The organism is Puniceibacterium sediminis (assembly GCF_900188035.1).
In the GTDB taxonomy this organism is placed as follows: domain Bacteria; phylum Pseudomonadota; class Alphaproteobacteria; order Rhodobacterales; family Rhodobacteraceae; genus Puniceibacterium; species Puniceibacterium sediminis.
This window is the reverse complement of the sequence record NZ_FZNN01000007.1, coordinates 160,646-179,512: the sequence shown is the minus strand read 5'-3', so window position 1 is coordinate 179,512 and position 18,867 is coordinate 160,646. Positions and strand designations below refer to the sequence as shown.

Genomic DNA, 18,867 nt, shown 5'->3' with positions numbered 1-18,867 from the left:
CCATAGTCAAATTGAAGGAATACTCTCCTTTTAAACCCACCGCTTGATGACCTCTATCGCAGGGGTCGCCGAAAGATCTGCAATATTGGGAACAATCGGAAATCTGAAGAGTATCATATTATGGCCCAAGTCATCCTCTATCAAAACCACTCAAAGGGTCTCGTAGGGACAATACGTCCAAGCGTAGAAACACGAGAAGGTTCTTCGATGTCTGCTCTCGCGGCGCTGTTGATCGCGATTCCGGTTTCACTGCTCCTGACAGTCGCAATTCTGGTACACTTCAGCCTCTCAATGATCTGGCTTCTGCCGATCTATGCCATACTTGGCGCCGTCCTGATCCTGTGTGCAGCACTTTTGACGTCCGACAACACCGACGAATAACCGGGTACCTGCAACATGGTATGTGAACCCATGCTGCTGCATTCCAGAGGCGTACCACCCTCAAATGGGTCAGTCTGGATTTAAACCGCGCGAATACCAACTCAGGCCTCCTGACCATATTCCACGCGCTATTGAAAGTCGGCTTTGATTGAGTCATCGATGGAGCTGGTCGGCATGGTCCGACTGGCAAAGCGGACGTTCCAAATGGTAGAGAAGAAACGAGCATTCGGTGTTATCGGGCTCGGAACTTTTGGTAGCACAGTTGCCAAGGAACTGACCCGCTTCGGCAATCATGTTATTGGGATCGACATTGACGAGGCGCGTGTCAGTGCCCATGCGGATGTCCTGGCACAAGCCATGATCGTCGATGCCCGTGACGATGCCGCACTGAAAGAGACAGGCCTAAGCGAATGTGACGCGGCGCTTGTCGCCATGGGCTCGGATCTTGAGGCAAGCATACTGTCGGCCATGAATCTAAAACTGTTAGGTGTCGAGACTATCTGGGCCAAGGCCCGCACCAAGACGCATCACCGCATCCTTAGCCGTCTGGGTGTCGATCGGATCATCCATCCCGAAGTCGAGGTTGGCCAGCACATTGCCCAAGTTTTGCACAATCCGCTGGTGCGTGACTATGTTAGTCTGGGCAACGGCTACCACGTAGTGAACTTTCGGATCCCCGAAAGCCTTGAAGGCAAGACGCTGGATGATCTGCCTCATAGTGACAAGTTCAACCTGCGCTGCATCGGCGTCATGCGAGGTACCCAGTTCATCGGCCAGGACGGTTCTGCCTGCGCGCTGAACCGGGATGACCTGCTGCTGCTTCTGGGGCAGCGCGCTGATCTGCGGAAATTCGCGGCCAGCCTGTGAAAGTTGCCATTCCCAGACTGCGCACAGGCTTGCACCGCAAGGCGATGCGCCTGTCGCCACCGGCTTTGCTTGCCACTTTCTACCTGATCCTGGCAATTATTGGCGGGCTGGCCCTATGGCTACCCGTTTCGCACCATGGCGACGTTAAATTTCTGGATGCGTTCTTTACTTCGATGTCAGCGGTTACCGTCACCGGGCTGGCCGTGGTTGATACCGGATCGGCCTATACGATCTTTGGACAGGTGGTGATCGCCGTTCTAATTCAACTCGGGGGGCTGGGTCTGATGACCTTTGCTGTCTTCGTACTTTCTGCCATTGGTATCTCGGTTGGCTTCTCCCAACGTCTCATTCTGCGGGAAGACCTCAACCAAAGCTCTCTGGGTGATCTAGCCACTCTGGTTCGCACCATCGTCGTTGTAGCCGTGATCTGCGAGGGGGTCGGCGCGGTGCTGTTGGCGTTTATCTTTGTGCCGACATCGGGTTGGGCCTACGGGCTGTGGGAGGCGGTGTTCCATAGCGTTTCAGCCTTCAATAATGCGGGCTTTGGGTTATGGCCTGACAGCCTGACACGCTGGGTGGACAATCCGCTGATGAACCTTGTGATTCCGGCGCTGTTCATCATCGGCGGGCTGGGGTTCATCGTGTTGGGAGACCTCTATGCCAAACGCAACTGGCGTGGATTGTCGCTTCACAGCAAGCTGATGATCGTCGGGACAGTTAGTCTGATCCTGTGGTCGTGGAGCATGTTCGGCGCTTTGGAATGGAATAACCCGGGCACGCTTGGGGCGCTCGATTCGGTCTGGGCTAAGGTGCAGGCAAGCTGGTTTCAGGCGGTGACCACCCGCACCGCAGGTTTCAACACGATCGACATCGGAAAGATGCACGATTCCACGGTGCTGATGATGATGACGCTGATGCTGATCGGCGCCGGGAGCACTTCGACTGCCGGCGGAATCAAGGTCACCACCTTTATCGTTTTGCTGCTGGCCACGGTGGCGTTTTTTCGACGGACCACAACGCTGCATGCTTTTGGCCGGTCTCTGGGCGTGAACGAGGTAATGAAGGTTCTTGCCCTCACCACCGTAAGCATTTTCATCGTCTTCGTCGGGCTCTTTATTGTGTCGATAAGCCATGATGGATCTTTCATCGCTCTCGCGTTCGAGGTGACCTCGGCCTTTGGCACCGTTGGCTTGTCGATGGGTACGACGACGGAACTCGACACCGTCGGACGCGTGGTAATCATGTGCGTGATGTTCTTGGGGCGTGTCGGGCCGCTCACGCTGGGCTTTTTCCTTGCGCGGCATACGGTCGCCAAAGTTCGCTATCCACCTGGGCAGATATTCCTCGGGTAGGGTCAGCTTTGGTTCAAATGCGCCGTTTCCGGCACTATCTTTGCCACTATTGGCAGGTCTTTTTGCGGTTGGGGGAGTGCCCCCAGAATCTGGGCCAGAGGCACGCTAAGGATTTCACCTTCTGACGCGTGCAGACGGTCAAGTAGCTCGTGGGTCGAACTGGTTCCGAACGCGACCCGTTGCGCGATCTTTTCCGGCAGATCCGGGGACTGCCCCGGGGCGACGCTGTACAAAAGGCCCATGTCCTTCACCAGATCGAACAGGGTCGTGGTGTGCAGGTCCCTCGCAATCGCCACTTGCCCCTGTTCAGTCTCCACGATGTAGCCAATTGCACATAGCAGATCGAGAATATCCTCGCGTGCCTCCAGAGGCACGGCGGCAGACAGAGTCTTTTCGTCCAGTGTGCCGCCTGTCTGAGCGTGACTTTGCAGTCTGGAAAGCAAGGCGATGGCGATGGTCAGTCGGTCCGACGGCGACGACTTGCTCCACAGCGGGGCGCTGCGCGATTGCCACCAGTCCGGAAAGGCGGCGGCAAACACCGCGCCAAGGATGATCACAATCCAGGACGTATAAATCCAGATCAGGAACACCGGGACTGCGGCCACAGCGCCGTAGATCGTCTCGTAGCTGGAGCCCGAGGTGTAGAACGTGTTGAACCCCCAGGACAGGAATTGAAAGGCGACCGCAGCAAAGACGCTGCCGATCAGGGCATGGCGGACGCGCACGCGACGTGCCGGAACAAGCACGAATAGGGCCGTAAAGCCGATGATGTTGATACCGACCCGAAGTGCCATGCTCAGGATCCAGGATCCGGGCGTTTTGACCTCGGATGGGACACCAAGCATGACAAGCTGCGTATGGGTCGCGTATTGGACAAGATCAGATGTCAGCGTGAAGCTGACCCCAATCAACAGTGGACCCAGTGTAAGAAGCGCCCAAAAGATCAGGAATCGCATCATAATGGGCCGCGGCCGATCGACGTGCCAGACGTGGTTCAGCGTGTCTTCAACTGTGGATAGCAGTAGCAACGCGGCGATAGCCAGGGCGACCACGCCGACGACGGTCAGATTGCTGGCGTTCTCGGTGAAATTCGAGAGGTAGTCGGATATCGCTGTGCCGGCCTCGGGCACGACCGCGTTGAAAAACAGCTCCTGCATCCGGCCTTTGACTGCGTCGAAGGCCGGAAAGCTCGACAGGATCGCAAAGGCGATGACCAGAAGCGGAACGAGGGCCAGCAGAGTTGTGTATGTCAGAGCGGCCGCAGCGATGCTCATCCGGTCCACATAGAACCGGCGCATCGCATAGAGGATGAAATTGATCACTTGAAGACAGACCCGCGTGGGGCCTGCTTGTCTCAGCTGTCTGAAGAAGGTGCGAACATCTGTCATGTCTGGTAAAATAGATCAGTTCCGCACAAAGTTCAGGACGCGAATTAAAATTCGCGCCCTGTGTCAGTTTTCGGCAACGTTTTTGACCGGGATCTCTGTGTCAGCGTTACTCTGCAGGTGTCGCTTCGGCCTTTGTCGGCTTGTCCTTGCCCTGTCCTGCCAAGCGGGCAACCAGAACAAAGAAGAATGGCACCAGCAGAACGCCAAGAATCGTCGCAGATACAGTACCGCCCAACACGCCCGAGCCAATCGCCTGCCGCCCGCCGGACCCCGCGCCGGTGCTGAGCACCAGCGGTAGAACGCCCAGCGAAAACGCCATGGAAGTCATGAGGATGGGCCGAAACCGTTGTTTCGCCGCTTCGCTTACCGCCTCGTAAAGAGGTTTTCCGGCATCGCGCTGTTCGCGGGCGAATTCGACGATCAGGATTGCGTTCTTGCCTGTCAGTCCGATCACGGTCAGCAGACCGACCTGAAAGAACACGCCGTTTTCAAAGCCGCCCAAATAAGCGCCTACCAACGCACCCAAGACACCGATAGGCATGGCGAGCATCACCGCAAACGGGATTGACCAGCTTTCGTAAAGCGCGGCGAGAGCCAGAAACACCGCTGCAAGGCTGAGGGCGTAAAGTAGCGGCGCCTGACTGCCGGATGTCTGTTCTTCGAGCGACAGGCCAGTCCAGGCTATCTGATAGCCGGGCGGCAACTGGTCGATCATTGCTTCGACCGCTGCAATCGCCTCACCGGTGGATACGCCGGGTGCCGGGGCGCCCTGGATCTGCATCGACGGCACGCCGTTGTAACGGTTTACGCCCTGTGGGCCGTAGGTCCAGTCGCCCGTCGCAAAGTTCGAAAACGGAACCAATCCGCCGCTGGCATTACGCACGCGCCATTTGTCGATGTCCGACGGAACGGCGCGCGCATTCGCTTCGCCCTGAACATAGACCCGTTTGATTCGCCCCTGGTCTATAAAGTCGTTCACATAGCGCCCGGCCCAGGCAACCGAAAGAAGGTTGCCCACGTCTGTCGCCGAGACGCCCATGGCCCCGGCCTTGCGCCAGTCGATGTCCAGATTGAACTGCGCTGCATCCTCGAGCCCGGAAGGCCGTGCCGACGCGATGAGCGGGCTTTGCGACAGCATCCCCAGCATCTGGTTCCGGGCCTGCAGAAGCTGTTCATGCGTCTGTCCCGCCCGCGCCTGCAGGAAGAAGTCAAAGCCCGACACGTTGCCAAGTTCGATCACCGAAGGCGGCACGATCGGGAACACCATAGCGTCGCGGATCTGGCTGAAGGCACCATAGGCGCGACCGGCAAGCGCCTGAACGCTCTGACCCGGCTCGGTGCGTTCCTCCCAGTCCTTGAGGCGGACAAAGGCAAGGCCCATGTTTTGCCCCTGTCCGGCGAAACTGAAACCCACCACGCCGAACGCGGATTGAACGACGTCGCTTTCCTGCTCAAGGTAATAGTCCTCGACCTGCTTCACTATCTCTAGTGTGCGTTCCGCCGTTGCCCCGGTGGGGGCCTGAATCAGGGTGAAAAGGATGCCCTGATCCTCGGCGGGAAGAAATCCTTCGGGTGTGCGGATGAAGAGAAAGCCCATGGCGGCGATGATCGCGCCGTAAACGATGGTCATGCGGAACGGGCGCCGCACGATATAGCTGACGCTGTGGCCATAGCCGTTGACCGTCTTGTCAAAACCGCGGTTGAACAGGCCAAAGACACCCCGTTTCTTGTCATGTGTAGGCTTTTTCAGCAGCGTCGCACACAAAGCCGGGGTCAGCGTCAGCGCCACGACCACCGATAGCGCCATCGCACTGATGATGGTCACGGCGAACTGCTTGTAGATCACGCCGGTCGAACCGGGAAAGAAGGCCATTGGCACGAAGACCACCGAAAGGACAACCGCGATGCCGATCAGCGCGCCGGTGATCTGGTCCATCGACTTGCGCGTCGCTTCCAGCGGGCTTAGCCCCTCCTGCTCCATGATCCGCTCAACGTTTTCCACAACGACGATGGCGTCATCGACCAGCAGGCCGATGGCCAGAACCATGGCAAGCATGGTTAGTGTGTTGATCGAAAAACCAAAGGCCGCCAGCACTCCGAAGGTGCCCAGAAGAACCACCGGGACGGCCAGTGTCGGGATCAGTGTTGCACGGAAGTTCTGCAAAAACAGGTACATCACGAGGAAAACAAGTATGATCGCCTCGACCAGGGTTTTGACCACCTCTTCGATCGAGATGGTGACAAACGGCGTGGTATCGAAAGGGATCACATAGTCGATGCCTTCGGGAAAGATCTGGGCGAATTCGTCGATCCGTGCCTTGACCGCATCGGCGGTGTCCAGGGCGTTTGCTCCGGGCGCGAGGCTGATCGCCATACCAGAGGCCGGCGCGCCGTTGAAGCGCGAGATAGTGTTGTAGTTTTCGGCGCCGATCTCGATCCGGGCTACATCGTTCAGCAGCACGAGGCCGCCGTCAGTTTCCGCCCTCAGCACAATCTGGCGGAAATCTTCGGGTGTACGCAGCAGCGATTGGGCGGTGATCGTCGCGTTCAGTTGCTGACCTTCTACGGCAGGTCGCGATCCAAATGAGCCCGCTGAAATCTGGGCGTTTTCTGCCGAAACGGCAGCGACCACATCGGACGGTGACAATTCAAACGCGGCGAGCTTGGATGGGTCCAGCCATATCCTCATGGCATATTGCGCGCCGAACACCTGAACATTGCCAACGCCTTCGACGCGGCTGATTTCGTTCACCATATTCGAGACAAGGTAATCCGACAGGTCCGTGGCATCGAAAGTGCCATCTTTTGAAATCAGACCAACCACCATCAGGAAGCCAGCCGAAGATTTGCGCACGGTCACACCCTGCCGCGTCACGGGTTCAGGCAGAAGCGCCGTGGCCTGCGACAGCTTGTTCTGGACCTGCACCTGCGCAATGTCGGGGTCGGTACCCGTCTCAAACGTCAGGGTGATCGACGCGCCCCCGGACGAGGTCGAGCTGGACGATATATACCGCAGACCGTCAAGGCCGGTCATCTGCTGTTCGATCACCTGCGTGACGGTGTTTGCCACAGTCTCGGCCGAGGCACCGGGATAGGATGCGCTGACGGAAACAGTCGGCGGCGCAATCTGCGGATACTGCGCAATCGGCAATGTCAGGATCGACAGAATTCCGATGCCCATGATGAAGATCGAAAGAACCCAGGCAAAGATCGGGCGGTCGATGAAAAAGCGGGCCATTGTTAGGTCCTTCGGATCAGGTCTGGGTTAGTTTGGCGAATTATTCGGTTTTCTCGGCGGGGGCTGAGGCGGCCCCTGCCGCCGTGACGCGCTCTTCGGGTGCGACGGTGGCGCCGGGCTGGATTTTCTGAAGCCCCTCGAGAATCACTTTATCACCTGCGTTCAGGCCGTCGGTGACAATCCAGTCGGATCCGATGTCTTGCGCAATGGTCAGCGAAACCTGCTGAACCGCATTTTCGGCGTTTACGATCATGGCGATAGGCTGTCCGCGCCGGTCACGGCTGACCCCCTCTTGGGGAACACGAAAGGCGCCCTCAATCAGTTGGGTCGGCATTTCGACCTGAACGTACATGCCCGGCAGTAGCAGCTTTTCGGGATTGGCAAAGCCCATCCGAAGAACGACGACGCCTGTCTGTTCATCGACATCCGGCTCGGCGGCGGTCAGGCTGCCGGTTTCACTGAAAATGCTGCCATCGGCGAGTGTCAGAGAAACTGCACGGGCGGCGTCGCCCAGCCCCTCGACCCCGTTGCCGCGGCGCCATTGCAGCACTTCGGCGGCGGATTGGGTGACATCCACATAAATCGGGTCGATGTTGCGGATCACTGCCAGCGGATCGGCCTGGCTCGCGGTCACAAGAGCACCCTGACTGGTCAGCGACCGGCCGATTTCGCCTGAAAGGCGTGCGCGGATGTTGGTACGATCAAGTTCGATTTCTGCGGCTTGCAGCTGCGCCTGTGAAACCTGCAGGCTCGCCGCAGCCGATTCCCGCGCCGCAAGGGCCGAGTCATAGGACTGATCCGAGGCGACATTGCGCTGCCGAAGCTCCTCGAACCGGGTCAGTTCCTTTTCTGCGGCAGACAGCTGTGCCTGCGCCAGAGTGACCTGCGCGCGTGCCTGCGAGACGTTCGCCTCGTAGGTTGCGGGATCAATGGTGAACAACACATCACCGGCTTCGACCTGACCACCCTCGGTGAATAGCCGTTCGGTGATGATCCCGGCCACCTGCGGGCGCACCTCAGCTGCTGCAGAGGCGACGACGCGCCCCGGCAAGGTCGAGGTCAGCGTGACAATTTCAGGCTGGACCGTCACGACGGTTACCGCTGTGGGAGGACGTTCCTGCCCCTGCGCGAAAGCGGACCCAGACAGTACGGGCGCCATCAGTATCCCAAGGGTCAATGAGATTAGGAAACGGTTCGGGATCATCAGAATTCCTCGCTCAGGCGGCATTGCGCGCGGGTTGCGCCGTTTGCGCATAAGAATAGATATTGCCGCGGTAAAGACCACGTTAGCGCTGCATCGCAGCAACCAAGTGTTGAGGCAAGCCGTAATAGCAGGATGCACAGGCCCTGTCCTCCTATGCACAATGGGCAGGCGAATTGCCAAAACCCGGCTTCCCGGCTACTCAGAAGCCTGCAGGAGGTGCGCGGTATGGCGGAAAAGACAGGCGGCTGGCGTGGGTCCGAGGATCTTTGGCTTGAGGCCGCGTATCAGCTGCTGATCGAACAAGGGGTCGAGGCGGTCAAGGTCATGCCGCTGGCCAAACGTGTCGGACTGTCGCGGACCAGCTTTTACGGTCATTTCGACAGCCGTGAGGCGCTGCTCGCGGCACTGATCGCGCGCTGGCGTGCCAAGAACACCGGCAATATGATTGCCCGAGCAGAGGCTTTTTCAGAAACGATCGCGGAGGCGGTGCTGAACCTGTTCGACTGTTGGCTGCGCCCTGATCTCTTCGATTCACAGCTCGATTTCGCGATCCGGAACTGGGCCTTGGGCGATCCTGACTTGCGCGCGGTGCTTGAAGCGACGGATCAGGAGCGGATCGCAGCGATCCGCGCGATGTTTCTGCGGTTTGGCTTTGCTGAGGCCGATGCTCAGGTGCGTGCTTTCACTGTTTATTACACGCAGATCGGCTATGTCTCGATGATGGTGACAGAGTCGCCCGAGGTGCGCATGCCACGGATGCCATTCTATGTGCAGACGTTCACCGGAACCTCGGCCAGCGACAGCGAACTTGCGCGCTTCGCCTCGCGCCACGGCATGACGCTGGAGGCTATGGCAGTGAAATAGGCGCTGCCCGGTGCCTCTCGCGCCGGGTCGTTAAACCTCTACTTCCAGCCGTCCGATCGGGTTGGAACAGCACGCCAGGATATAGCCATCCGCGATATCATCCTCTGATATCCCGCCGTTGTGCACCATATGCGCCTCGCCCGATATTTTCTTGACCTTGCACGTCCCGCAGACGCCGAATGTGCAGCCCGAGGGGATGTTCAGCCCCGAAGCCTTGGCAATCGCCAATACCGTATCTGTTTCGTGGCAGGGTACGGTCTTGCCGGACCGGGAAAATACCAGTTCGGCTGCGGCCTTTTCCTGTGGCACAACGTCGTCGAATTCAGTCATCTCGGCGACAGTCACAGCAGGGGCGGCAAAGCTTTCCTGATGATAGCGCGTCATGTCGTAGCCAAGGCTGTTGAGCATGTCGCGCACCGATTCCATGAAGGATTCGGGCCCGCAGCAATAAACCTCGCGGTCAAGGTAATCCGGTGCCATCAAGCCCAGCATCAGCTGATTGAAACGTCCGCGATAGCCCGTCCAGGCATCATAGGGATCGTCTTGCCCGACCACAAAGTTCAGTTTGATACCCTGCACCCGGCTGGCCATGTGTTCGAGCTTGCGGCGGAAGATCAGCTCGGATGGGCGGCGCGCGCAGGTGATGAAGGTGATGTCGGGGTCTTCGCCGCGCTCCCAGAGAAACGCGGCCATCGACATCATTGGCGTGACACCCGATCCAGCCGAGATGAACAGGTACTTGTCATCTGGCTGCGGCGGCAAATGGAACAGCCCCGTGGGGCCATAGACCTTGAGCCGCATTCCCGGTTTCAGATGGTCCAGCATCCAGCGTGACGCGACGCTGCCAGCCTGTGCTTTGACTGTCACAGTGATATAAGCCGTCGCCGCGGGGTTGGACGAGATCGTGTAGGTCCGCTGGATGTTCCCGCCCGGCACCGGCAGATCGAGTGTCACAAATTGCCCGGCCTTGTACAGGAACCGCGCGCCGGAAGGCGGGCGAAAAACAAAGCTGACCACATCCGGTGCCTCTGGAATCGTCTGCACGCATTCCAGAAGTTCCGAATCCTTCCAGACCGGCGAATCCTCTTTTGGCATCGGGATCATGTGTTCACTCCGCCGCTATCAGGCCGCGCTTGCCGCGCCCGGTCAGACGGTGCTGAAGCGTGCGGGCATACCAGTCGACGAACTGCACCACGCCGCTTTCCTGAACTGGCGAATAGGGGCCGGGGACGTAGGCGGGCGAACGGATGCCGCGCTGGTTTTCCTCGACGATGGCGCGGTCCTCGGAGTTGGTTGCCACCCAGACCTCGGTCAGACGCTCCAGATCATAGTCCACACCTTCAACCGCGTCCTTGTTCACCAGCCAGATTGTCGTCACTTCGGTTTCGGTGGGGGATATCGGGTTTATGCGAAAAATGAGGCCCTGATCGCTGAGGAAGTGGTTCCAGTTATTGGGAAAGTGATAGAGCAGGCAGCTGCCCGCCTCATCAAACGGTACGTTCCCGACGCGTTTGGTGACGGCCGGTTTGCCGTCCATCGTGTAGCTTGAAGCATTTCCAAGGAACGGGATGCGGATGAACCGCCACTGTTCGTCATCCGCCATGACGAATTTCGATGGCAGCCCCGCAGCCTCGCATTTGGAGATGTGGTTTTCCAGTGGTGGTGACCCCTTGCCGTCAGCGCCGCCGAACAGATTGGGATCTTCGGGGAAGGTACGGCAAAGCGAAGGGTGTGAACCGGCGCAGTGGTAACACTCGCGGTTGTTCTCCATCACCAGTTTCCAGTTGCCGTTTTCGACGATGGTGCTCTCGAACGCGACTTTGCAGTCCTTTAGGCCATGCGGACCGACGTATTTTTCAGCCTGTGCACGAAGGGGCGCGAAATCTGGTGCTTCCTCGGCGAGGCAGATCATGATGAGGCCTGCGACCTCTTCGCAATGCACGGGTTTCAGGCCGAAATCAGCGGCTATGAAATCCGGCCCCATCTCGCGCGCATAAAGCAGTCGGCCGTCAAGTTCGTAGGTCCACTGGTGATAGGGGCAGGTCAGCTTGGGGCTGTTGCCTTTTGCGGCAGAACAGATCCGGCTGCCCCTGTGGCGGCAGGAGTTGTGGAATGATCGCACGATGCCATCTGCGCCACGCACGACAATGATCGAGTAGTCGCCGATCTGCCTTGTGACATAGCTGCCGGTTTTCGGCAGTTCGGCGCTGACGGCTGTCATAAGCCAGTCCTTGTACCAAATGTGGCGCAGGTCTGAATCATATAGACCGGGATCAAGGTAGAAGGGCTGTTCCAGAGAATAGCCTGGCTGACGGGACAGGAGAAGAGAGAGAACATCGGCGTCTCTGAGCATGGGGGAGTCCTGCGTTGGCGGGGTGGGAATCAGGGTAGGTCTGTTTGATCTTTGCGGGATTTGTCCCCGATCGGTTGGTTCATTTGCGGTATTTTATAGGTCGGAATGGACATAGTGGATTTTGGGGTGCGGTCGGGGGCTGCTGACGCGCCCGGCGCGGTCGGTTAAACATCCTTCATCAGCCGCAATGCATCGTAAATCGCGGCATGGGTGTTTCGCGCCGATACCGCATCGCCAATCCGGAAAAGCTGGAAGATGCCCTCAGCGTTGCGCACATCCGTTTGCGGGCGGCCTGCGATCAACGCATCCTGATCCACCGCGCCAAGGTTCGTCGACATCGGCTTCAGTTCGAAATACAAATCATCCAGCGGCAAAGTCCCGTGGTTGACCACGACCTGATCGAAATGCCGCTCTTCCCGGTGCGCCGAATAATCCGTGCCGATTACAGCGCGCAGCCGGTTCCCGCCCTTCTCGACCGCCATCAAGCGATAGGTAACGGTGAACCTTACATCCTTGTCCTGAAGGCTGCGCATATAGGGTACCAGATTCATCGCCATGACATCCGGGGCAAAGCTGCGGTCCGGAGTCATGATCTCTACATGCCCACCCGCCTTTGCAACGATCTCTGCCGCTTGTAGTGCTGCGTGGTCCCCGGCATCATCGTACATCAGCACCGATTGCCCGGGCTTCACGTCGCCCGAAATGATATCCCAGGTCGAAACGACCAGATCGTTGCCCGCCTCCAGCACATCCGTATTTGGCAGCCCCCCTGTGGCGATGATCACCACATCGGGGTTCAGCGCCGTCACGTCGGACATTTCGGCAAAGGTGTTGAAGTGAAAGGTCACGTCACGCGCCGCGCATTGCGCCATGCGCCAGTCAATGATGCCGATCATCTCTTTGCGGCGGGGACTTTGCGCGGTCAGACGGATCTGCCCGCCGGGATCGCCTGCCGCCTCGAATACGGTCACGTCGTGGCCGCGCTCTGCTGCGACCCTCGCCGCCTCGAGGCCCGCAGGACCTGCACCGACGATTACGACGTTCTTGCGCACGGTTGCCGCCGGAATGTCATGCGGCATCGACAGTTCGCGCCCTGTGGCGGCGTTGTGAATGCAAAGAGCATCCCCAGCCTGATAAATCCTGTCCAGACAATAAGTCGCGCCGACGCAGGGGCGAATGTCTTCCTCGCGTCCTTCCATGATTTTCTGCACCACCTGCGGGTCGGCCATGTGGGCGCGGGTCATCCCCACCATGTCCAACTGGCCGCTCGCGATCGCGTGGCGTGCCGTTGCCACATCGGGAATCCGCGCGGCATGGAAGGTGGGCAGGCCGACCTCTGCCCGGATGCGGCCTGCGAAATCCAGGTGCGGTGCGGATTTCATGCCTTGTATCGGAATCACGTCGGTCATCGCCGGATCGGTGTGGATCTGCCCGCGAATGACATTCAGGAAATCGACGCCAGCGGATTTGAACATATGCCCGATGGCGATGCCCTCTTCAGTATCGATCCCACCCGGCGCGGTGTCATCTGCGGAATAACGCATGCCCAGCAAGAACCCATCGCCGACCCGCTTGCGGCAGGCGCGGTACACCTCGAGCGCGAATCTCGCGCGGTTTTCCAGCGATCCCCCCCAAGGCGCGTCCAGCGCATTGGTCAGCGGCGACATGAACTGATCCATCAGATGGCCGTAACATTCGAATTCGACCCCATCGAGTCCGGCGGCATGCATTCGTTCCGCCGCATCGGCGTAGTCCTGGATGATGCGGTCGATTTCCCAGTCTTCGATCACCTTGGGAAAGGCCCTGTGCGCCGGTTCGCGGAATGGACCGGGCGAGACGACGGGCAGCCAGTCGCCCTTGTTCCACTGGGTACGTCGCCCCAGGTGACTTAGCTGGATCATGACCGCGCAACCATGGCCGTGGCATTCGTCTGCAAGTGCCTTCATCCACGGCACCACCTCGTCCTTGTAGGCCAGCACGTTGTTGAACACCGGAGGAGAGTTGCGCGACACCGCCGCCGACCCGGCGGTCATGGTCAGGGCAACACCGGCCTTGGCGCGCGCCGCGTGATAGGCACGATAGCGGTCCTTTGGCATGCCATCTTCGGGATAGGCGGGTTCATGACTGGTGGTCATGATCCGGTTTTTCAGGGTCAGATGACCCAATTGATACGGTTGAAGAAGGGGGTCCCTGGACATGGCTCGGCTCCGCTGGCTGGTGGGCATAACCGTAGCCTGCCACCAAATCGGGCGGTGAGTCCAATTTAAAAACGTCATAAGTGTCGTTTTTTACGACATACGTGTTTTCACTTCTGAACCCGACGGCCTTTGAGGAGGGGAAGAATTCCAGGTAGAACGACGGCGATGAACACCAGTCCGAAGGCAATACTGGCGGCCAGACCTTCCGTCGCGCTAGCCCCGACTACAGGAAACAGGGCGGCGGCCGCGCCTTCGCGCAGGCCCCAGCCTGAAATGGAAATGGGGATCAGCATGGTAAATACTATCAGAGGTACGACCCCCAGTACCGCGACCAGAGAAAGTCCCGTTCCGGTCGCCAGCGCACAGAACGCAAAGGCCGACAGCGTGCAGGCGGTCGTTCCAAGCCCAAGAACCACCTGCCACCTCAGGATCTTTGGCGCCAAAAGGGATGTGTGAAGGGCGTCCCAAAGGCTGTCGAGAGCGCGGCGCTGGGGCCCAGGCAGAAGCCCGCCTAGCCAGAACACCGCCGGCGCGCCCAACCCGATGAGGATCAGCGGCACCATGAATGAGCGAACCCATATCGGCCAGTGCAGCCCTCCGGGGGATAGCGTTGTCACAGCAAAGGTCACGGCCATGACCGAAAACACCACCACCTGTCCCGATAGCCTCTCGAACACCACGCCTTGCGTGGCGCGCATTAGTCCCGCCTGATGTCGTGCCCGAACAGCTCGACCCGCATCGCCGACCATGCCGCCGGGCAGCGACTGGTTGATGAATTGAGCGAGGTAGTATTCCCGTATCGCATGCGTGGTGGTAAACCGTTGGCCGAGGCCTTTGGCGGTCAATTTCCACCTTAGCGCAGACAGAACCGTTTGAAGCGTCAGCATCAGAAATGCGAGGGCAAGCCAGAACGGATCGGCACCGGCAAGACTGTTAAGCGCATCGCTGCCGCCAACCGCGCGCCATAAGACAGCCAGCAGTGCAATGCTCACCAACGCCTGAAAAATCCGCAGGCTGAGCTTGCCCGACCAAGGGAACCTTCGGCTCATGCCGGTCTCCGAATCGCGGTGCCGTTGGTCAATGCGGCCCTTTTGCGGCCTCGTTTCATCATTTCCAGCGCCTGTTTCGTGGTGCGTGACGTCGCAAGACCACAGCAGGCGAACGCTCGCAAGCAGTACGCACTATGCACGCGCAGAAACTCGCCAAATTGTTCCTTCGAAATTGGGTGTTTTTTTACGCGATTTCAGTCATATGGCGGAATTCCGCTTAAGGAAGCAGGCCGGATCGGCGCATTGCTTCGAAATATTTCTGAAGCCCATTGCGGCGGCGCAACCAAGCAGCAATTGGAGCGTTTGAGGAGCAACAGACTCAGTCTCCGAATTCACGAAGGTTAACCATGTCAATCCATGTACTCCCAGGCCAGATCGCCGCTGCCCCCGTACGGGCCGTGCTGCGACCGGCCCCGCTGCGACGCTTTCTCGCGCGCCCGGTTCTGAACGCTCCGACGCTTTCACAGGCAGGCGATTCATACTGGCTGGCTTGGCTCCAGGCGGCAATGACGCTTACCCTTACGATGATGATCGCTGCAGGCTTTGCGGCAGCGATCGATGAATGGACACTGGCCAGCGGCACGGCACTTGCCCTGTTGACGCTGACTGCGGCCACGCTTTCGCTGGGAGCTACCACTGCGCTGATTGGGCTACTGGCCTCACCAATGGCGACCGTTCGCCCGCTGCCTGGCTGGCAGCCGATCGGCCGTACAGCCGTCTTGCTAACCATGTGCGGAGAAGAGCCGAGTGGTCCTGCCCGCATGTTGTCCGAACTTGCGATGGATCTGGAACGGCAAGGCATCAACCACACCACGACACTGTTCGTGCTGTCTGACACACGCGATCCCGACAGGATCGCGCTGGAAGAGGAGACGCTGGCTCCGTTGATTGACGCGGGCCAAATCGTCTACCGCCGCCGTACCGAAAATACGGGGCGTAAACCCGGCAATATCTCGGACTGGTTGCACAGCCACGGCAACCGTTTCGACTACATGATGACTCTGGATGCCGACAGCCGCATGGGTGCTTCGCGCATTGCGACAATGGTTGAACGCATGGAACGTTCGCCGCAGACCGGCCTATTGCAGGCTGGAATGCGTCTGGTCCCGGCAAAATCGCGTTTTGGCAAGCTGCAGCGCCTGTCTGCGCGCCTGATGGGACCGACTTTTCTGACCGGTTTTGCGCTCTGGACTGGAGATGCCGGCAATTATTGGGGGCATAACGCCCTGATCCGCGTCAAAGCCTTTCGCGAGGCGGGTCATCTGCCGAAACTCAGCGGTTCGGCGCCCTTTGGTGGTGATATCCTCAGCCATGACTTTGTCGAGGCTGCCTTGATGCGCCGCGCCGGTTGGAAGATCGAAATCGATGCTGAGACCCGCGCCAGCGCCGAAGACGGTCCACAGACCCTGGCCGAGTTTCACAAGCGTGACCGCCGCTGGTGCCAGGGCAACCTGCAACACAGCCGCATCATCGGCATGGCTGGTCTGCACCCGATCAGCCGCATGCACATGGCGGTGGGCATAATGGGCTATGCTGCCGGGCCAATCTGGTTGGCGCTGGTCATTCTGCTTTCTGCCGGGTTGGTGCCAGCTGCAAGCATTTGGCCGCTGCTGGCGGTGGTCACCCTGCTCCTTATGCCAAAGGTTTGTGGTCTGTTGCGCAACTTGGGCTCCACGAATAGCCCGCGCGCCCGCAAGATCATGTTGCGGGCTGCGACCGCCGAACTGGTGATGTCGTCACTGCTGGCACCAATTGTGATGATCCGTCACGTGCTGGCAGTCGGATCGGTTCTGACAGGGCACGATTGCGGCTGGAAAAGCACCACAGGCCGCCGTGTGAATCTGCCCTCTGGCATGCTGGAAGCCGCAGGCGGCATTGCGCTTGTCGCTTTGGTAGCGGTTGTGAACCCGGATGCGTTGCTGTTTATGCTTCCTGTGGCCGCGCCACTACTGGCGGCACCAATTCTTGTGCCCTACCTTGATCGTCAACACGACGTCCACATTTGACCGGTAAAACAATGCACAGACGCAGCTTCTTGACCACAGCCACTGCCGCAGCGACCCTGATGGGCACGCGTGGCGGTTTTGCACGCACTCCTGACCGTCCCGGCGACGGCCTGCTGGACCGGGCGCGCAAGCTTGCGTCAGAACCCTACAATGCGCCGAACCGTGAGCTTCCGCCGCCCTTTGCGGGTCTGGATTACGACGCCTATCGCGGCATCCGACCGCTGCCGGGACGCGCTGCCATGCTTGACCTGGACGACAGCTTTGCCGTGGATCTGTTACCCCCCGGTCTGTACTTTCAGACTCCTGTGATCATTGACCGGATCACCGACACCGGGATTGTACCCTACGATTTCGCGGCGGATCTTTTCTCTTTCGATCTGCGCTATTTCGATGAGATCCCCGCCAAGGCACCGGGTGCCGGATTTACAGGTCTGCGATTGCGCACCCCGTTGAATGACCCAGAGCATATGGACGAGTTCCTCGTGATGCAGGGTGCCAGTTATTTCCGCGCCATCGGCCGTGACATGGTCTATGGCCTTTCCGCGCGCACCATTGCGCTGGGAAGCGGAGATCAGGGTCCGGAAGAATTCCCCGATATTGTCCATCTGCGCCTGCATCAGCCGGGCGACACAAGCGAACGCATAGAGGGGCTAATCGACAGCCCATCGCTGACCGCGCATATCGACATGACCATCACACCGGGCGATGACACACGTCAGGAGATTTCGGTCACGGTCTTCCCGCGCGAAACGATCAGCACGATCGGCATCGCGCCGCTCACCACCATGTATTTCAAGGGGCCGCTGCGGTCTTCGGTCGGTGACGATTTCCGACCGGCTGTACATGACAGCGACGTTCTGGTGATCAAAAATGGCGCGGGCGAGATGCTTTGGCGACCGATCTCGAACCCCGCCAGAATTCAGGCTTCGGCCTTTTCCGACACCAATCCACGTAGTTTCGGCCTTTACCAGTCCGACCGGAGTTTTGCCGCCTTTCAGGACACAGAGGCCCATTACAACCACCGGCCCTCGGCCATGGTTCAACCTCGTGGCGACTGGGGCAAGGGTGCCGTGACGCTGATCGAAATACCGACAGCAAACGAATTCATGGACAATATCGTTGCCTTCTGGCGGCCGGAACAGCCGCTCGAAAAAGGCTCCGAGCATCGGTTCGACTATGATCTTGTCTGGACGCTCGCCCCGGCGTCTACCGAGGGCGCGAAGATCCTTCAGGCCCGGAGCGGCATCGACCCGATCGAGCAGGAGGCTTTGCAATACGTGGTGGATTTTGAAGGTCTTCCGGAAAATGCATGGCCCGAACTCACAGCCACAGACGGCGCAGAATTCACAGATCCGGTAGTTCTGGCACTTCCCCCGGCGGCGTCATCCGAAGATGGCACACAAGCCAGCCGAACCCGTGTCGCATTCAAGCTGCGGCCGGGTAATGCTGACCTCACGAATCTGCGTCTGGTGATGCGCGGTGCGGAAAATCAGTCTCTGGCGCCGGTCTGGCTTCATCGCTGGACCCGGGCGCGGGATGGCGGTGTCTAAAACGACACCGCCGCGCGGGTCTCAGGCCTTGGCTGCCGTCACGAGGAATTCGACAAGGTAGTCCGGCGTGGCGAGCTTTGCTTCGCCGCAGGCCCGGGCGGGGGTGTGGCCGGCTGCAACCCAGGCATCCCAGACAGAATTCATCGCTGCGAAATCCGACATATCAGCAAGCCAGATTGTGACCTGCAGCAGGCGCGTCTTGTCTGCTCCGACCTCTGCCAGCAGCGCGTCGATCTTGGCTAGGCAGGTTTGCGTCTGCGCGTTCACATCTTCGCCTGGGTTTCCGACCTGACCGGCAAGATAAATGGTGTCGCCGTGTTCGACGATCTGACTCATGCGGGCACCGGTGTGGTGGCGGGTGATCTGGCTCATGTCTTGCTCCTGATGATGTGTCTCTTTCCGGGTTACGCCACTGCG

At 59.2% G+C, this 18,867-nt stretch carries 14 protein-coding genes; 6 read left to right on the top strand and 8 right to left on the bottom strand.

The annotated features are described in order from the left end of the window. The first annotated feature begins 207 nt into the window (after positions 1-207). The 3 genes from CHB75_RS21650 to CHB75_RS09935 all read left to right on the top strand — a co-directional run bounded on the left by CHB75_RS21650 (position 208) and on the right by CHB75_RS09935 (position 2,600). A complete protein-coding gene (locus tag CHB75_RS21650) occupies positions 208-381 on the top strand; it encodes a hypothetical protein (RefSeq protein WP_176439107.1) in 174 nt (57 codons plus the stop codon). Between the two features lie 204 nt (positions 382-585). After that, positions 586-1,248, top strand: a complete 663-nt coding sequence (locus tag CHB75_RS09940) for a potassium channel family protein (RefSeq protein ID WP_089270422.1) — start codon at positions 586-588, stop codon at positions 1,246-1,248. Positions 1,249-1,292: 44 nt separating this feature from the next. Next, positions 1,293-2,600 (top strand): TrkH family potassium uptake protein, encoded by a 1,308-nt coding sequence (locus CHB75_RS09935; RefSeq protein ID WP_089270391.1) that lies wholly within the window; start codon positions 1,293-1,295, stop codon positions 2,598-2,600. A 2-nt stretch (positions 2,601-2,602) separates the two neighbouring features. Here CHB75_RS09935 and CHB75_RS09930 read toward each other — a convergent pair whose 3' ends face one another. From CHB75_RS09930 to CHB75_RS09920, 3 genes are all read right to left on the bottom strand, one after another. Next, complete coding sequence (locus tag CHB75_RS09930) at positions 2,603-3,922, bottom strand: YihY family inner membrane protein (RefSeq protein WP_176439106.1); 1,320 nt, start codon at positions 3,920-3,922, stop codon at positions 2,603-2,605. Positions 3,923-4,094: 172 nt separating this feature from the next. Further along, the gene (locus tag CHB75_RS09925; RefSeq protein ID WP_089270389.1) at positions 4,095-7,226 is read right to left on the bottom strand and encodes an efflux RND transporter permease subunit; all 3,132 of its coding nucleotides are present in this window, start codon (positions 7,224-7,226) and stop codon (positions 4,095-4,097) included. Between the two features lie 40 nt (positions 7,227-7,266). After that, the gene (locus CHB75_RS09920) at positions 7,267-8,430 is read right to left on the bottom strand and encodes an efflux RND transporter periplasmic adaptor subunit (RefSeq protein WP_245840866.1); all 1,164 of its coding nucleotides are present in this window, start codon (positions 8,428-8,430) and stop codon (positions 7,267-7,269) included. Positions 8,431-8,655: 225 nt separating this feature from the next. Here CHB75_RS09920 and CHB75_RS09915 point away from each other — a divergent pair, with 225 nt between their 5' ends. After that, a complete protein-coding gene (locus CHB75_RS09915) occupies positions 8,656-9,294 on the top strand; it encodes a TetR/AcrR family transcriptional regulator (RefSeq protein WP_089270388.1) in 639 nt (212 codons plus the stop codon). Between the two features lie 30 nt (positions 9,295-9,324). Here the strand turns inward: CHB75_RS09915 and CHB75_RS09910 are convergent, their stop codons facing one another. From CHB75_RS09910 to CHB75_RS09895, 4 genes are all read right to left on the bottom strand, one after another. Beyond that, the gene (locus CHB75_RS09910) at positions 9,325-10,389 is read right to left on the bottom strand and encodes an FAD-binding oxidoreductase (RefSeq protein WP_217898777.1); all 1,065 of its coding nucleotides are present in this window, start codon (positions 10,387-10,389) and stop codon (positions 9,325-9,327) included. A gap of 13 nt (positions 10,390-10,402) precedes the next feature. Beyond that, positions 10,403-11,647 carry an aromatic ring-hydroxylating oxygenase subunit alpha gene (locus CHB75_RS09905; protein ID WP_089270386.1) on the bottom strand — a complete coding sequence of 415 codons (1,245 nt, stop codon included), beginning with the start codon at positions 11,645-11,647 and terminating at the stop codon, positions 10,403-10,405. 164 nt (positions 11,648-11,811) lie between these two features. Further along, positions 11,812-13,845 carry an NADH:flavin oxidoreductase gene (locus CHB75_RS09900; RefSeq protein ID WP_089270385.1) on the bottom strand — a complete coding sequence of 678 codons (2,034 nt, stop codon included), beginning with the start codon at positions 13,843-13,845 and terminating at the stop codon, positions 11,812-11,814. A 107-nt stretch (positions 13,846-13,952) separates the two neighbouring features. After that, positions 13,953-14,894 carry a lysylphosphatidylglycerol synthase transmembrane domain-containing protein gene (locus tag CHB75_RS09895; RefSeq protein WP_089270384.1) on the bottom strand — a complete coding sequence of 314 codons (942 nt, stop codon included), beginning with the start codon at positions 14,892-14,894 and terminating at the stop codon, positions 13,953-13,955. A gap of 347 nt (positions 14,895-15,241) precedes the next feature. On the opposite strand from CHB75_RS09895, the gene mdoH reads away from it, so the two are divergent. Together mdoH and CHB75_RS09885 are read left to right on the top strand one after the other, a co-directional pair. Further along, on the top strand, positions 15,242-16,900 hold the full coding sequence (gene mdoH / locus CHB75_RS09890; RefSeq protein WP_089270383.1) for a glucans biosynthesis glucosyltransferase MdoH: 1,659 nt from the start codon (positions 15,242-15,244) through the stop codon (positions 16,898-16,900). Between the two features lie 29 nt (positions 16,901-16,929). Beyond that, positions 16,930-18,450, top strand: a complete 1,521-nt coding sequence (locus CHB75_RS09885) for an OpgD/OpgG family glucan biosynthesis protein (RefSeq protein ID WP_245840864.1) — start codon at positions 16,930-16,932, stop codon at positions 18,448-18,450. A 21-nt stretch (positions 18,451-18,471) separates the two neighbouring features. Here CHB75_RS09885 and CHB75_RS09880 read toward each other — a convergent pair whose 3' ends face one another. Then, on the bottom strand, positions 18,472-18,822 hold the full coding sequence (locus tag CHB75_RS09880; RefSeq protein WP_089270381.1) for a RidA family protein: 351 nt from the start codon (positions 18,820-18,822) through the stop codon (positions 18,472-18,474). Between the last annotated feature and the right edge of the window lie 45 nt (positions 18,823-18,867).

Bases quoted from the DNA above. Each gene is read 5' to 3' on its own strand.
- CHB75_RS09905 (WP_089270386.1), bottom strand. From the start codon at position 11,647: ATGCTCAGAGACGCCGATGTTCTCTCTCTTCTCCTGTCCCGTCAGCCA.
- CHB75_RS09915 (WP_089270388.1), top strand. From the start codon at position 8,656: ATGGCGGAAAAGACAGGCGGCTGGCGTGGGTCCGAGGATCTTTGGCTT.
- CHB75_RS09895 (WP_089270384.1), bottom strand. From the start codon at position 14,894: ATGAGCCGAAGGTTCCCTTGGTCGGGCAAGCTCAGCCTGCGGATTTTT.
- mdoH (WP_089270383.1), top strand. From the start codon at position 15,242: ATGTCAATCCATGTACTCCCAGGCCAGATCGCCGCTGCCCCCGTACGG.
- CHB75_RS09910 (WP_217898777.1), bottom strand. From the start codon at position 10,389: ATGCCAAAAGAGGATTCGCCGGTCTGGAAGGATTCGGAACTTCTGGAA.
- CHB75_RS09935 (WP_089270391.1), top strand. From the start codon at position 1,293: ATGCGCCTGTCGCCACCGGCTTTGCTTGCCACTTTCTACCTGATCCTG.
- CHB75_RS09920 (WP_245840866.1), bottom strand. From the start codon at position 8,430: ATGATCCCGAACCGTTTCCTAATCTCATTGACCCTTGGGATACTGATG.
- CHB75_RS09925 (WP_089270389.1), bottom strand. From the start codon at position 7,226: ATGGCCCGCTTTTTCATCGACCGCCCGATCTTTGCCTGGGTTCTTTCG.
- CHB75_RS09940 (WP_089270422.1), top strand. From the start codon at position 586: ATGGTAGAGAAGAAACGAGCATTCGGTGTTATCGGGCTCGGAACTTTT.
- CHB75_RS09900 (WP_089270385.1), bottom strand. From the start codon at position 13,845: ATGTCCAGGGACCCCCTTCTTCAACCGTATCAATTGGGTCATCTGACC.
- CHB75_RS09880 (WP_089270381.1), bottom strand. From the start codon at position 18,822: ATGAGCCAGATCACCCGCCACCACACCGGTGCCCGCATGAGTCAGATC.
- CHB75_RS21650 (WP_176439107.1), top strand. From the start codon at position 208: ATGTCTGCTCTCGCGGCGCTGTTGATCGCGATTCCGGTTTCACTGCTC.